16 protein-coding genes are annotated in these 14,438 nt (G+C 41.5%); 8 read left to right on the top strand and 8 right to left on the bottom strand.

The annotated features are described in order from the left end of the window. The first annotated feature begins 245 nt into the window (after positions 1-245). Complete coding sequence (locus V7K45_RS10310; RefSeq protein WP_335002990.1) at positions 246-665, top strand: hypothetical protein; 420 nt, start codon at positions 246-248, stop codon at positions 663-665. Between the two features lie 452 nt (positions 666-1,117). Here V7K45_RS10310 and V7K45_RS10305 read toward each other — a convergent pair whose 3' ends face one another. The 3 genes from V7K45_RS10305 to V7K45_RS10295 all read right to left on the bottom strand — a co-directional run bounded on the left by V7K45_RS10305 (position 1,118) and on the right by V7K45_RS10295 (position 5,306). Then, entirely contained in the window at positions 1,118-2,854 is a 1,737-nt protein-coding gene (locus V7K45_RS10305; RefSeq protein WP_335002988.1) for a diflavin flavoprotein, read from the bottom strand. 96 nt (positions 2,855-2,950) lie between these two features. Beyond that, a complete protein-coding gene (locus V7K45_RS10300; protein ID WP_335002986.1) occupies positions 2,951-3,463 on the bottom strand; it encodes a phosphate-starvation-inducible PsiE family protein in 513 nt (170 codons plus the stop codon). A gap of 112 nt (positions 3,464-3,575) precedes the next feature. Further along, on the bottom strand, positions 3,576-5,306 hold the full coding sequence (locus V7K45_RS10295; RefSeq protein WP_335002984.1) for a diflavin flavoprotein: 1,731 nt from the start codon (positions 5,304-5,306) through the stop codon (positions 3,576-3,578). 219 nt (positions 5,307-5,525) lie between these two features. On the opposite strand from V7K45_RS10295, the gene V7K45_RS10290 reads away from it, so the two are divergent. After that, positions 5,526-6,458, top strand: coding sequence for a 1-aminocyclopropane-1-carboxylate deaminase/D-cysteine desulfhydrase (locus V7K45_RS10290; protein WP_335002982.1), 933 nt, complete (start codon positions 5,526-5,528; stop codon positions 6,456-6,458). 107 nt (positions 6,459-6,565) lie between these two features. Here the strand turns inward: V7K45_RS10290 and V7K45_RS10285 are convergent, their stop codons facing one another. From V7K45_RS10285 to bcp, 4 genes are all read right to left on the bottom strand, one after another. Further along, positions 6,566-7,723, bottom strand: a complete 1,158-nt coding sequence (locus tag V7K45_RS10285; protein WP_335002980.1) for a cysteine desulfurase family protein — start codon at positions 7,721-7,723, stop codon at positions 6,566-6,568. A gap of 5 nt (positions 7,724-7,728) precedes the next feature. Continuing rightward, positions 7,729-8,355, bottom strand: coding sequence for a restriction endonuclease subunit R (locus tag V7K45_RS10280; protein ID WP_335002978.1), 627 nt, complete (start codon positions 8,353-8,355; stop codon positions 7,729-7,731). A gap of 62 nt (positions 8,356-8,417) precedes the next feature. After that, positions 8,418-9,074 carry a type I restriction endonuclease gene (locus tag V7K45_RS10275; RefSeq protein WP_335002976.1) on the bottom strand — a complete coding sequence of 219 codons (657 nt, stop codon included), beginning with the start codon at positions 9,072-9,074 and terminating at the stop codon, positions 8,418-8,420. A 102-nt stretch (positions 9,075-9,176) separates the two neighbouring features. After that, entirely contained in the window at positions 9,177-9,656 is a 480-nt protein-coding gene (gene bcp, locus V7K45_RS10270) for a thioredoxin-dependent thiol peroxidase (RefSeq protein WP_335002974.1), read from the bottom strand. Positions 9,657-9,762: 106 nt separating this feature from the next. Between bcp and V7K45_RS10265 the strand changes: the two genes are divergently transcribed. The 5 genes from V7K45_RS10265 to V7K45_RS10245 all read left to right on the top strand — a co-directional run bounded on the left by V7K45_RS10265 (position 9,763) and on the right by V7K45_RS10245 (position 12,362). Further along, the gene (locus tag V7K45_RS10265) at positions 9,763-9,966 is read left to right on the top strand and encodes a hypothetical protein (protein ID WP_335002972.1); all 204 of its coding nucleotides are present in this window, start codon (positions 9,763-9,765) and stop codon (positions 9,964-9,966) included. Positions 9,967-10,242: 276 nt separating this feature from the next. Further along, entirely contained in the window at positions 10,243-11,097 is an 855-nt protein-coding gene (locus V7K45_RS10260) for an FAD-binding domain-containing protein (protein WP_335002969.1), read from the top strand. Continuing rightward, on the top strand, positions 11,094-11,522 hold the full coding sequence (locus V7K45_RS10255; RefSeq protein WP_335002967.1) for a hypothetical protein: 429 nt from the start codon (positions 11,094-11,096) through the stop codon (positions 11,520-11,522). The genes V7K45_RS10260 and V7K45_RS10255 overlap by 4 nt, the downstream gene beginning before the upstream one ends. Before the next feature lie 167 nt (positions 11,523-11,689). Then, positions 11,690-12,004: a hypothetical protein gene (locus tag V7K45_RS10250; RefSeq protein ID WP_335002965.1), complete on the top strand. Its 315-nt coding sequence runs from the start codon at positions 11,690-11,692 to the stop codon at positions 12,002-12,004. Continuing rightward, positions 11,994-12,362 (top strand): pentapeptide repeat-containing protein, encoded by a 369-nt coding sequence (locus V7K45_RS10245; RefSeq protein WP_335002963.1) that lies wholly within the window; start codon positions 11,994-11,996, stop codon positions 12,360-12,362. The genes V7K45_RS10250 and V7K45_RS10245 overlap by 11 nt, the downstream gene beginning before the upstream one ends. A gap of 89 nt (positions 12,363-12,451) precedes the next feature. Here V7K45_RS10245 and V7K45_RS10240 read toward each other — a convergent pair whose 3' ends face one another. Next, positions 12,452-13,438 (bottom strand): LysR substrate-binding domain-containing protein, encoded by a 987-nt coding sequence (locus V7K45_RS10240; protein ID WP_335002961.1) that lies wholly within the window; start codon positions 13,436-13,438, stop codon positions 12,452-12,454. 286 nt (positions 13,439-13,724) lie between these two features. On the opposite strand from V7K45_RS10240, the gene V7K45_RS10235 reads away from it, so the two are divergent. Then, on the top strand, positions 13,725-14,435 hold the full coding sequence (locus tag V7K45_RS10235) for a cadmium resistance transporter (protein WP_335002959.1): 711 nt from the start codon (positions 13,725-13,727) through the stop codon (positions 14,433-14,435). The last annotated feature ends 3 nt before the right edge of the window (positions 14,436-14,438 follow it).

Genomic DNA, 14,438 nt, shown 5'->3' with positions numbered 1-14,438 from the left:
ACATCAGCGCAGATGTCAAGAAAGCAAACAGCCGTTCGTCGGTGACGTTGACGGACGGCTTTAACCAAGCTCATCGAACAATTATTATCCATTCACAGCTTATACTTAGAGAGCTTTTTTACACCCTACATAATTTTTCAAACACCCTCTTAAGGTAGTTATACGGAAAAATTCCCTATAATACCCGAATATGAATGTTATATAGACAGTTTCCGCATAATAAATAGTAATAGTTAGGCAGCGTGATGGATGACGGTTGGGAAGGTGTCGACGAGGCGCTGAGGCGCTTTGGGCTACCGGCGAAGCACGCCGACCGCCCGGCGATTGTCGCAGCACTGCGTGAGCAGATCCGACTTGAAGCCAATGAGGTTGGCGACCAGTTCCTGATGCGCCTCTTGTGCGCCCAGCTTTTCTCGCTGGGTGTGGTCGAAGACTGCCTGTTAGTTTGGAAGGCGAAGTCGTGCAACTTCGATACACACTGCGGGATTGATGTCCAGTTTCTATGTGGAGCGGGTTTGAAGCAGACCAAGGAGTTCCTCCGCGCCCACGGCAGTGACCCGGCACAGGATGCGTTGGAGTACATCGCTCAATGTGACTGCGACTTCGCCGACTTCTCGGTCGGGCGCACCTTCCGACAGGCGCAAGAGTTCTATCGGGTGGCGTGACTTGCTGCGGCTAACCGGCTGCTGAACTTCGGTCTGTTAGGCAGCCATACCATAGTCCTTTGCGATATAACCCAAGCCGAGATACTTCGAGGACTACGAAGACATTAGAATTTAGCGCTGTAAATGCCAACTTATGAGTGAAAGTAGCAATGGTGATTTTAGGCTTTAGCTTCACGCTTTTTTTGGCTTGATTCTCCTTTTACAATGACTTTACCATTAATGTCCGATTGCTGACCCCTACCAGAGCGATCGCTCCACATCACTTTGCTAGTTCTTATGTACTACCTTTCCCCACCTTACCCGATAGTTATAAAACAAACGTTGATAAATAACAAATGCCAAGATGTTGGGGTGCATGTTAAAGGTTACTGGATTTAGGAAAATTCCATACCTTTACCCTTTAACCCTTCCCCTTTTCCCCACTTCTGCAAGAAGTCTAGTGAACAGTCAGATTAATAATAGCTGCCAGATTTACGATACTCCAAAGCCGTGACACCATCATTTTCTAACACTTCACCGCGATCGATGACGGCATAAATTAACCATCGATCGCCACATTCCAGCTGATTTTGCACTGTACATTCTAAATAGGCTAATGCCTCATTCAGAATTAAACAACCATTCAGAGCAGTGTTTGTGGCAAGATTTGCAAAGGGATTATCTCCTAAAGTGCTGTGACGAGAAAAATAGCGGCGGACATTTCTTCCTTCTTTAAGGATATTTAGCACAAATTTATCACCAGGATGATGCATTAAATCTGCATTTTGCTCGTTAGCGATCGCAATCATAATTCCTGGCGGGTTAAAAGTTGCCTGAGATACCCAAGAAGTCAAAACCCCTTTGTGAGTTTCTTCATCACGAGTTGTCACAACACACAGAGAACCAACGATCCGCCCCACCGCTTGTTCGGTACGATCTACATGGGTTTCTGTTACAATATGGCGGGAAGAACGCAGTTTTTTAGTTTTTTTCAAGTTTTGGGCAAAAAAAGCACCAGCTTCTTGACACTGCTGAAGAATCTCAGGAGTCGGACTGAAACGCACCCGAATTGTTTCAAATCCTAGTTGATAATTAGCATCTTTGAGCTTACTTTCGATTAAATCAACTGCCTCGCCACTCCAACCGTAAGAACCAAACACCCCTGCTAACTTAGTTTTGGCTGCCACCGAGAGAACTATTCCTAAAGCAGTTTGAATTTGAGTTGGTGCATGACCACCTAAAGTGGGTGAGCCAATAATCAAGCCATCGCAACTTTCTACAATGCGGTTAATCTCCGCAGAATCGGCTAGTTCGCAGTTGATTGATTCTACATTAACTCCATTTTGGATCAAACCTTGAGCGATCGCATTCGCCATAATTGCTGTATTTCCATAAGCAGAAGCATAGAGCAAAGCGACACTTAATTCTTGAGATTTTTGTCCTTGACACCATTGACGGTAATCATAAGTAAAACGACTCAGGCTGTAACGAACAACTGGCCCGTGTGCTGGGGCATAACATCTGGCTCCCAAAACCGATATTTTATCTAAGGCTACTTCGACTTGTTTGGCTTGGGGTGCATGAAGACATTCAAAATAGTAACGACGTTCCGCATCTAAACCCTTCCAATCTTCATCAAACAAAGTATCTTCGCAAATATGAGCGCCGAAAAGTTTGTCTGTGTAGAGTATTTTTGTCGCGGCATCATAGGTACAAAGTCCATCCGCCCACCGAGGAGTCGGTACGGAGATAAATGATAGAAGATGTCCTTGTCCTAAATTTAGAGTATCCTGCGATCGCATCGCTTGAATAGGTGATTCAAATTCGGGAAAGGCAGTTCTAAGAGCATTGGCGGCGGGACGAGAACAAATGAGAGTCGCTTGAGGAACCAGAGAGAGTAATACTTGCAAGGTGGCTCTGCGGTTCGGATTGACATGGCTGAGAACAATGTAATCGAGGGAGATGAAATCTAGATGTTGTGCTAGTTGCTCAAGGTAAATTTCGGTAAAAGATTCGCCGGGAGGGTCAATTAAAGCCTTTTTATCAGCTTGAATCAGATAAGAATTCGCTGTAGTTCCCCGTTGGCGGGAATATTCAACCTCAAATTTTAATCTGTCCCAAGTCCGCGATCGTAAAATCAGAGTATTTTTACCAATTTCAGCAACTTGTACATCTCTGCTATGGTTGGGCATTAATGTGGCAGCAGACATAATAACCTCTGTTAATAATGGGGAATGGGGAATTGGGCGTTGGGCATAACAGAAGATTCAGACGCGATTAATCGCATCTCTACCTACTCTCTATTTTTAATGACCATTGTTTTGTATTAATTCGGATTTTGCTCGGCTTCTATAGCGTTTAGAGACTTCTTGTTCCGGGTCAATACCTTCAAAAGTAGGGGGTAGCCAAACTCGGAGAAATAGTAGTGCTCCCAGGACTAATAAAAAGGCACAAGTTGCTAAAACTTGACTCCAACTTGTTTCTAGAACACCTTTAACAATGACTTCCCGCAAGGCGGAAACGATGGAAACTTCAACAGCTACTCCAATAGATACTCGATGTTCTTGTAGGTAAATAATCAGCAATCGGAATAGCTCAACTAAGATAAGTAAAAAGAGAATATCGGCAGTAACAGCATGAAAATCTAAAGGAGGAAGTAAGGAGAGAAACATATCTCTCACCTGAAGCACCATGAAGCTAAATAAACCGATACACAAAGAAATTACAATTACATCTTGGATAAATTCCAAGCTTCGGACAACGCGCCCACGATTGATTTCGTACATGGTAATCGGGGTATTTTCAACAGATTTATACATAGTTTTTTGGGAGTTGTAGAGACGCGATTCATCGCGTCTGTAGGTAGCAGGGGAGCAGAGGAAGAATTATTAATTATCGATCAATGCCCAATGACAAATGACAAATGACAATTTAGTAATGATTGCCAATTTTGCGGTGATGGGCAGCAGTAAGTGCATGTGGGTTGGCAACTCTTCCAGTTTGAACTGTGCTATAAATTACCCAATGATCTCCACAATCCATGCGGCTAGTAATTTCGCATTCCATATAAGCTAGAGCTTCAGCTAAAACGGGCGATTCATTTTTAGCTGGATATGTTTTCACTCCAGCAAATCTATCTGCACCAGGAGCAAAACGCTTGAGGAAATGTTTCATTAATCCTTGATATTTGCCTTCTTCTAAAACATTTAAAACAAAGCGATCGCCAACGTGCATCAAGGATTCAATTGCCCGATCTTTAGATACTGCGATCGCTACTCCTAAAGGCTCAAGACTGGCTTGTGTCACCCATGAAGCCAACATCGCACTCTGAATTTCTCCTTTTTTGGCGGTGATAATGTACAATCCTGTGCTAATACGCCCTAAAGCTTTTTCTAGCTCAGTATTGATAGATTTGATTTGTTTTATGGTGCGATCGCGGGTCAACCATTGACCCATATCTGTCCCCGCTTCATCACAAAGTTGTTCCGTTGCTTGGGTAGGAATTTCCTTAACTAAAATAGGTGGAAAAGCTTCAGTTAATCCTAGTTCTTGAAACTTATTGCGTAACGGGTAAATTGGTTCATCTTCTCCCCCTCCTGACTCTAATAAACCAATTGCTTGCTTCTTGTGAACAGCAGCCAAAATTGTACTTAAAGCAGCTTGAATCATCACCGAAGATTGGGGTGGCATTGCAATTACTAAACCAGAAGCTTGTGCAACTAATTCTCGAACTTCTTGAGGCTCTGCACTATTGAGGTCTACTAATTCTATTGCTACGCCGGTTTTTGCACATCCATGTGCAATGTTACGGACTAAATGTTCGCTATGCCCATAATCTTCAACATAAAATAGAGCTACTAAAGTCTCTGTTTTTGCTTGTTCTGAACTCCAGTTTTGATATCGTCCCAGCCATTCGGAGATATAGTTTTGTAATAAAGGGCCATGTCCCGTAGCAACTGTTGCTATTTCTAACTTTTCAATCCGCTTTAAAGCTGCCAAGACAGACCGGGCATTAGGCCCCATGAGACAATCATAGTAATATTTAAAATCTTCCTCAAGTAAAGTAATATTTTCATCATAAGTGTGGTCATCACAGTAGTGCATCCCAAATACATCGCAAGTGTAGAGTGTGGAAGTTTTATGGTCATAAGTCAAGATTGTGTCAGGCCAGTGTAAATTAGGCGCAGAGATAAATTCTAATTCGTGTCCGTTGCCTAAATCTAATCGCTCTCCACTTTTAACCTGTATTGATTTAAAAGGCTGGTGAACCATATTTTCTAAAAATTGAATAGCTACCTTTGCACCAACAACAGTAATGGAGGGAGCTAATTCTAAAATATCTTTCACTAAGCCACTGTGGTCTGGTTCTGTATGGCTAATAATCAAGTAATCTATTTTAGCCGGATCGATTAATCCCGCCACTACCTCAAGATATAATTGCTCAAACTTGCGGTGAGATGTGTCAACTAAGGCAATTTTTTCTCCTTGAATTAAGAAAGAATTATAGGTTGTACCATTCCTTAAACCAAACTCGATATCAAAACGTTCTCTATCCCAATCGAGACAACGTATAGCAGTCGTTTGAGGAGCAATTTCAACAGTTTCAATCGTCAAACGTCCAGGATGGGAAATAACTTGAGTAAGCTGTGTGAGTGCAACCATTTCTTTTCTCCAAAAGAATATTATCTGGAGCGGGTGTTATGTTTCTTATATTTACCTGAAACACTCAATTAGTAAAATGCCAATTTCTAAAGCTAATCATCAGAAAGATTTATTTATCATTTAGCTTGACTTACCATTGAATTACTCAATGTTTATCATTACTTTTATATTCGATAATGAACGTGAGAAAATGCAAATTCTAAGTTAAAATCTTGACAGATGTCGTTAACCTTTATTACTACTCCTCTACAACAAATCAATAGCGAAATCGCCCGTCACGCTGGTGTTGAACTGTATGTGCTGCGCCTGGATCTCATGCACCCGTGGGTTAACGGCAATAAGTGGTTTAAGCTGAAATACAATCTTTTAGAGGCCAAGGAGAAAAATTTCACAACACTGCTAACCTTTGGTGGTGCTTATTCCAATCACATCTATGCAACTGCGGCGGCTGGTAATCTTTTCAGTTTTCGCACCATTGGTGTAATTCGTGGAGAGGAGAGGCTACCATTAAACGCAACGCTGAGTTTTGCTGTACAACAGGGTATGCAGCTTGTGTATATGAATCGGGAAATGTATCGACAGCGCAACACACCAGCGTTAGAAGAATATCTGCGGCAAAGTTTCGGCGAAGTGTTTATCATTCCCGAAGGCGGGAGTAATTTAAATGGTGTGCGCGGCTGCACAGAAATAGTTGGTGATGCGACGATCGCATTCGATCGTATCTGCGTAGCCTGTGGTACAGCCACCACACTAGCAGGTATTGCGCTTTCGTTGCATGAAGAACAAAAAGCGATCGCTTTTCCCGTTTTGAAAAATGGGGCTTTTCTTACACAGGAAATTGAAAGTTTATTGACAAATTACCTCGCCTCTGATTTACCTACACCATATAATTCTCCCGCTTCCTGGGAATTGGTATGTGATTATCATTTTGGCGGCTATGCAAAGGTGAACAATGAGTTACTACTATTCAGTCAGCAGTTCACAGAGGAACATGGCGTACCCCTCGATTACGTATATACCGCCAAAATGTTTTACGGAGTGATGGATTTACTACAGCAGAGATTTTTTTGTAAAGGCGATCGCTTGTTGCTGGTACACACAGGAGGCTTACAGGGCAACGCTGGTATTGAGGAGGGTTTTCAAAGGTTCTAACTGGTTCCCAGCCTGGAGGCTGGGAACCGATTCTCGGAGGCTCTGCCTCCAGTGGCTTGACCAGAGGCAACACAAGACTTTAGGCTTATCTTAGTGCCATTCGGTTCTTACCGTTTATTTTGTAAACTTTGAATGGTAGCGATCGCATGTTTCGCTGCAATATCAATCTCCTCTTCTGTATTAAACCTACCAATACCAAACCTTATCGAGGCATAAGCTAGCTGTTGGGGGTGTCCCAATGCTGTGAGAACATGAGAAGGTGCAGTATGTGCCGACGAGCAAGCAGAACCAGAAGATATGGCCATTACTGGCTGCAATCCTAGCAAAAGTGCGGCTCCATCCACTCCCTCAACACTGATACTCAAGTTTCCCGCCAATCGCTGTTCGGGATGTCCATTGAGATGAATTCCTTCAACTTGCGAAAGCTGTTCCCACAATCTTTGTCTTAATTGGGTGAGGCGTTGGGTTTCTGTTGCTTGTTCAGCCAAAGCAATTTCTACAGCTTTGCCAAAGCCGACAATTTGCGGTGTATACAATGTACCAGAACGCATTCCCCGCTCATGTCCGCCGCCGTGCTGCTGGGGAGCCAGTTGTACTCTGCGATCGCGTCTGCGGACGTATAGCGCTCCAATGCCTTTAGGCCCATATACTTTATGTGCTGTTAGCGACATCAAGTCAATTTTCATCGCTTGCACATCTAAGGGAATTTTACCAATAGCTTGGGCGGCATCGGTGTGGAAAATGATGTTGTGTTCATGGCACATTTCGCCAATTTCTGCTAAAGGCTGTAACACGCCAATTTCGTTATTTGCAGCCATCACCGAGACTAAAATTGTCTCAGGACGGAAAGCTTTTTTTAACTCAGTTAAATCAATCAATCCATCTTTTTGGACAGGGAGAATAGTAATTTCAAAACCGAGACTTTTTAAATAATTACAAGGGTCAATTACTGCACTATGTTCAGTAGCAACAGTAATAATATGCTGACCTTTTTTAAAATAAGTTTCAGCAACACCTTTTATCGCTAAATTATTTGCTTCTGTTGCACCACTTGTAAACACAATTTCTTCTGGTGTGGCGTTGATTGCTGCTGCTAAAATTTCTCGCGTTTGCTTCACAGCAGCTTCTGCTTCCCAACCATAAACATGACTAATACTTGCTGGGTTGCCAAATTTTTCTGTGAAGTAGGGAAGCATTGCTGCTAATACCCGTTCGTCTACGGATGTAGTAGCGTGACAATCAAGGTATATAGGACGAATAGACATAATTATTAACTCAAACTTTGACTCAAATTTTTTAATACGCTTAGAACTTGATACAGTTCATTTTTTCTCCTCAACAGCGTAAATTCATCAGACAATGCATACTTTGGTATATTCTGTTGAGTCAGTTTTATAAAAATGAAATGACTACCATTTGTTACCAATCCAAAAGTAGGTTTGTCATGATTAGGATTAGCCAACATATAAACAAGTGCTTGAGGTACGGCTTCTAAAAGAGAAAAACTAGACCTTTTAGATTCAATTACTAACAACCAGAATTGTTCTTGAATAACTAAAACATCAATTCTACCTCTAATGATTTCTCCTTCATCTTCTGCCGAAATTTCTATTGATTCCTCGCCTCTCATATAAAAAGGATCATCATAAAATCCAGCTAAATTGAGTAAAGGAGATAAAACTACTAATTTAACCGTTTCTTCTGACAAAGGAGGACGCTTGACTAAACGGAGAAAATGAAGTTTTATTTTGTCTAAATCTTGCTTTTCTAAATCTGTAATTTTTGGTAAATTTTCAAACCATTCTGTGAAGAATGCCTCATCTTCGGCTAGCTGTAGGCTAAATCTTTCTTCTAAATAGGCAAGCCCGACATTTTGTGCTTGGATAAATTGAACCATAATTAATTTTAAAGATACAATACAACTATTAGTTTGAACGTAGATAGGAATAGCAAAGATAATTAACTTACAACTTGACCTATCTGTTTTAATATGTTCAGAACTTTATATAATTCATTTTCGCGTCTATATAAAGTGAATCTATCAGATAAAGCATACATTGGTTGTTCTTGTTTTATCAACTTCATAAATTGGAAATCTTCTCCATTCATTACTAAGGAATATGCAGCATTTTCAGGGTGAGGATTTGCCAGCATATAAGTCAATGCTTGAGGAATCGCCTTTGCCAAGGAAAAACTAGACCTCTTAGATTCAATTATAAGTAACCATAGGCGATCTTGGAGAACTAAGACATCAATTTTACCTTTAATAACTTCTTTAGTCTCTTCGGCGCTTAATTCATTATCAATAATAGCTTGTTCGCTAATTTCTACACTTTCTTCTGTCGCAATATAAAAAGGATGACGATAAAAACCAGCTAAATCTAGCAACGGAGATAATACTACCAATTTTACTGCTTCTTCTAAAAGAGGAGCATTTTCCAGCACATTGAGATAGTTATTTTTAACTCTGTCTAAAGATTGCTTTTCTAATTCGGAAATTTTAGGTCTGTAGTCAAACCACTCTGTAAAAAATTGCTCATCTTCAGATTTATATAGAGCAAATTTTTCCTTTAAGTAGGCAAGAGTGACATTTTGGGCTTGGATGACTTGAACCATGTTTATTTCAAATTGCAAAAAGTCTAATTATTTACTTTAATCATCACGCTGGCAGTTTCTAGAGCAGTATTACGTAGCATTGCATACCTGCATTCAGTTGCGTTAGGTGGCTGCTAATTCCCGTAATTTAGTTAAAACTGCTTGAGCGTGACCTTTGGTTTTCACATTAGGCCAAGTATAGACAATAATTTTATCAGGTGAAATTAGAAAGGTTGAGCGAACAACACCCATATATTCTTTGCCCATAAATTTTTTTAAGCGCCAAGCACCGTAGGCTTCTGTCAAAATATGTTCTGGGTCACTTAAAAGGGCGATTGACAAGTTATGTTTGCTGATAAATTTACAATGGGATTTACCCAAATCTGGGCTTACACCTAAGATTTTCGCTCCCAGTGCGCTGAAGTCTTGATACAACTCGCTGAAATCTTTCGCTTCGGTGGTACAACCAGGTGTGTCATCTTTGGGGTAGAAGTAGAGGACAACCCACTGACTGCTGAGGTCGTCGAGAGTGACTGCATTACCATTTTGGTCAGGTGTGGAGAAATCTGGCGCTGGTTGTCCGATTTGGGGAATGTTGCTCATGATGGAGGTGTGAGAGATTGCGATACTTTAGAATTGTACATATAGCTATGTTTTCTTTGATTGGGACTTAGACAAAAAACATCGATAGAAGAACCTTTTTCCCACAATGACTGAAACTTTACAACAGTGGAAAGACCGATTAATCGACGATCTTCGAGTCATCAAATCCGAAGAATTTGTAGGTGAAGACAGTAAAACATGTTACTGCATCTATAGTTTTAGTCTTGATGCTGTGACATTTGTTGATAATGAAGTAATTCAACTATTGCAAGAACGAGGAATCAAAGAGTTAAATAAACTGCCTGAGTAATTAGGTTTTCCTATGCACTCATTCATCTTTACTTAATATGAAAAAAGTTCTATCACTAAGTTAAGAGAAATGCCTGTCGTGTACACTTGTATTGATACGCCATAATACAATACCTTTCAGTTAAGGGTTATTGGTATAGATAATTGGTCTTTCAAAACGCGATAAATCGCGTCTCTACATGAGGGTTTTGTTGCTCATTCTGAACTTTATTGCGTCATAATAATGACTTAACCTACAGGTATTTTTGTTTATCTATTCTTACTCTTCAAAGTTCACATGCCTAAAGATATGCAACGCGAATTTACCAACCGCGATGAGTTGGTAGCCTACCTGCGCGAACAATTCCCAGGTGCAGCAGAACGCGATAACCACATCAGCGAAACTCTGGGGGGACGCAAAGCGGCACAAACAGCGCTGCAAAAAATCGATCCCCTTCGCTATGCCCAAACACGTAATTTTTTCGCAGGTGCAGTCACGCGTCTTTCGCCTTACATCCGCTATGGCGTTTTGAGTTTGCGAGAAATTCGAGATTATGTCCTCAACCAGGTACAGCAACAAGAGGATGCTACGAAACTAATTAACGAGTTAGGCTGGCGCGACTATTGGCAACGGTTGTATATGAAGTTGGGGGATGAAATCTGGCAAGACCAGGAAGATTACAAAACTGGTTATACTGTGGACGAATATGCACCCGAATTGTCGCAAGATATCAGAGAAGGAACTACAGGCAGAGTTTGCATTGACAGTTTCAGTCGTGATTTGAGAGAAACTGGTTATCTACATAACCATGCACGAATGTGGCTAGCTGCTTATACTATCCATTGGCGGCGTATTCGTTGGCAAGCTGGAGCCAAATGGTTTCTTGAGCATCTTTTAGATGGAGATCCTGCTAGTAATAATATGTCATGGCAGTGGGTTGCTAGCACTTTTAGTCAGAAACCATATTTTTTCAACCGTGAAAACTTAGAACGCTACACCAAAGGCATTTATTGCCAGAAATGTCCTCTTTACGGTCATTGTGATTTTGAAGGTAGTTATGAAGAATTAGAACAGCGACTTTTTCCCAAAGGTGAATTTAGCAAACAAGCCAATAGCCAAAGTTGGCAGCGTGGAAAAAAAGGTAAAAAATGAATAAACCAATTGTTTGGGTACATGGAGATTGCCTCAGTCCAAATAATCCCGCATTGCAGAAATACCCTGATGCCCCAGCTATCTGGGTTTGGGATGAGGCTTTGATAGAGGAATGGCAATTGAGTCTTAAACGTCTGACTTTTATCTACGAATGTTTGCTAGAGTTACCTGTTGTTATTCGCCGTGGCGATGTGGCACAAGAAATTTTAGCTTTTGCTCAAGAACATGATGCCAATTTAGTTGTCACAGCCAATAGTCCTAGTCCCAGGTTTGATGATATCTGTAATCAAATGGAGCGTTCTATAGCAGTGGAAGTATTAGAGGTAAAACCATTTTTTGACTATGACGGCTATATTGACTTGAAACGGTTCTCGCGCTATTGGAAAGTGGCTCAAAATTATGTTTATCAAAAGCCCTCACTCTAAATCCCTCTTATAAAGTGGGCTACGGTGTACGCACATCACACCTAAACCCTAGATTTACACCCTCCCCCCGATGTATTGGCAAATGGACGGGTATTAAGTCTTTTATCCGACCCTGAAGCTGAGGAGTATCTTAGAGATAGGAGTTTGATTCTTGTTAGGTGGCGATTGTGAATACAGAAGAATTCCTGCGATTGATCGAAAAGCAGCGCCCATGTCCTCAGACAATACCAAAAGGGCTGCAAGCAATGTGGTATGACAATAAAGGTGATTGGAACAAAGCTCATGAAATAGTTGCAAATGCCAGCGATGCTGACAGTGCCTGGGTTCATGCTTATCTGCACCGCAAAGAAGGCGATTTGAACAATGCGCATTTCTGGTATCAACGCAGTGGTCAGCCAGTATTTTCAGGAGAACTAAGCCAGGAATGGGAACAAATAACTTCTGTATTGCTAAAAAAGGTGAACGCGACGCATGAATGCTGAAGAATTAAAAAGGCGTTTTGCCGCAGGAGAAAGATATTTTCCAGCCGTCAACTTGAGTCGGGATAAGCTGATTGGAGCCGATTTGCCGGGAATTAATTTATGGGGATCTGACTTGAGTGGAGCTAACTTAGCTAAAGCTAAACTTTGGGGAGCAGATTTGAGTAGAACTAATTTAGCCAAAGCGAATTTGACCAGAGCTAATTTGAGTGGTGCCAATCTGAATGAAGCAAATCTTCGGGGAGCAAAACTCAACTATGCCAAGTTGTATGGAGCTAATCTAACTGGCGCTTACTATGATGAAAGTACACGGTTTTCTAGAGGTTTTGACCCTATCAGTAGAAATATGCGGAAGATGTAGGGAACAGGGAAGCAGTTGCAGTAAGTTTTTCCCCTCTGCCCCTCTGCCTCTCTGCACCTCTGCCTCTTATGCCCAATCCCCAATTTCCTTTAAATAACTGATACATGTTGATGTGAACCATCCAGCATAGACGATATCAACATTTGTTCAAAGACTTTGGAAAGAGCAGTTTGAAAACGCTGACGATGCTTGATTTTGAAAAAAGGTCGAACTATTTCTGCGTAGGCGTAGTCTGCCGTAGTCATCGCACCGTTGCCTTCTCTATTATCAATAACTCGAATTGCCCGCAGAGTTCCTAGCTGGATTTCTTTTTTTACCATCAACTCAGAAATTCCAGTTGCGCCTACACCATTTTCAATCGCGGCTTTTGCCATCTCACCACTGGTAAACACTAAAATTACATTCAGTTCGCTGAGATTGATCCCCCAATTTTGCAACGCTTCCTCAAACCTTTGTTGGGTTCCAGATTCGCGCACCCGCATCACCCAAGGAGTTTGGGTTAGTTGACTTAAATCAACTTCTCCCCACTCAAACCAAGGGTGTTTTTGACCGACCACGATTTGCAAGCGATCGCTCGCCACTATTTCGTATTCCAGAGTACTCTGAAGTGCTGGCTTCACATCTCCTTCCACCAAACCTAAATCAAACTGTCCCATCGCTGTACCGACACAAATCGTTTCTGCATTGGCAAGGGTACAGTCAATCTGGATACCAGGATATTGGCTCTTAAACTCACTAATCTTGCTTGGTAGCCAGTAGTTGCCAATGGTCAGACTCGACCCTAATTTCAATTCACCTCGTTGCAGATTGTTCAATTCTCGCAATCCCCTTTCAGTCAAGGAAACTTGATCGAGAATTTTCTGCGCTTCCACTTGCAGTAATTTACCCGCCTCAGCAATCTCGATATGGCGACCAATCCGATGAAATAGTTTCACTCCGTATTCTTGCTCTAAGTTGTGGATTGCTGCACTGACAGCAGGTTGTGTAATATAAAGCTCCTCTGCTGCGCGAGTAAAGTGTAAGTTCTGCGCCACAGCCAGAAATATTTTTAGCTGCTCAAGCGTCATTCCTGCCATTTATCGTATCCCTAAGACTTGGTGTCAAAATTTTAATCACTTTCATTTATCATTCTGACAAATAAAAGCATTTGATTCTATCGGTTAGTTTGACTAAAGTATAAATCAAGGCTTCGGCACGGATTCAAACGGCCAAGTATAGAGGGGAAGCAAGGGGACAAGGGGACAAGGGATAAACAAAACTCCTAACTCTTAACTCAGCACGGGCTAAACCTGAGTTATCCGCTAACAGCACTCCTAACGCCCCATGCCCAATTCCCAAGCATGAACATAAGGATTTCCAAAAATGAACGATTTAGTAACTGCAATTACCACAGGGATTACCGCATTCACTGCCACCAACATCGATGATATTGTCATACTGACGTTGTTTTTTTCACAAATAAGTAAAACGTTTCGCAGTCGTCACATCCTTGCTGGTCAGTATCTCGGTTTTGCAGCGTTGATCGTTGCTAGTCTTCCTGGTTTCTTCGGTGGACTAATCATACCGCAGGACTGGATTAGACTACTTGGTTTTATGCCAATAATCATTGGTGTGAGCAGTTTACTAAAACGCGAAGAGGATTCATCTGAGGAAGCTGAAGAAGAAACCGAGCCGTCTTGTCCCTCTATAGTTAGGAGTTTTGTTTCTCCACAAACTTGCAATGTAGCCGCGATCGCCTTTGCTAATGGCAGTGATAATATCAGCGTCTACGTGCCTTTGTTTGCCAACTCAGAATTAGACAGTCTGCTGGTGATTATAGGTGTATTCTTTACCCTAGTGGGTGTATGGTGTTATACCGCTTATAAGTTAACCTACTTACCTGCGATCGCCAACTTTTTAACTGAAAATGGCAATACTTTTGTCCCTTGTATTTTGATTGGTTTGGGCGTGTTTATTGTCACGGAAAATGTTACCTGGACTCTTTTATCTGTAGTTTCTAGTTATATATTCTCATTAGTTTTAGGTTTCACTACTCAGCCGTCGAGTGAGGAACAAGAAAAATTAAGTGTCTAATAA

It is taken from the genome of Nostoc sp. (assembly GCF_036917375.1).
GTDB lineage: Bacteria > Cyanobacteriota > Cyanobacteriia > Cyanobacteriales > Nostocaceae > Nostoc.
This window is presented reverse-complemented; position numbering and strand designations above follow the sequence as displayed.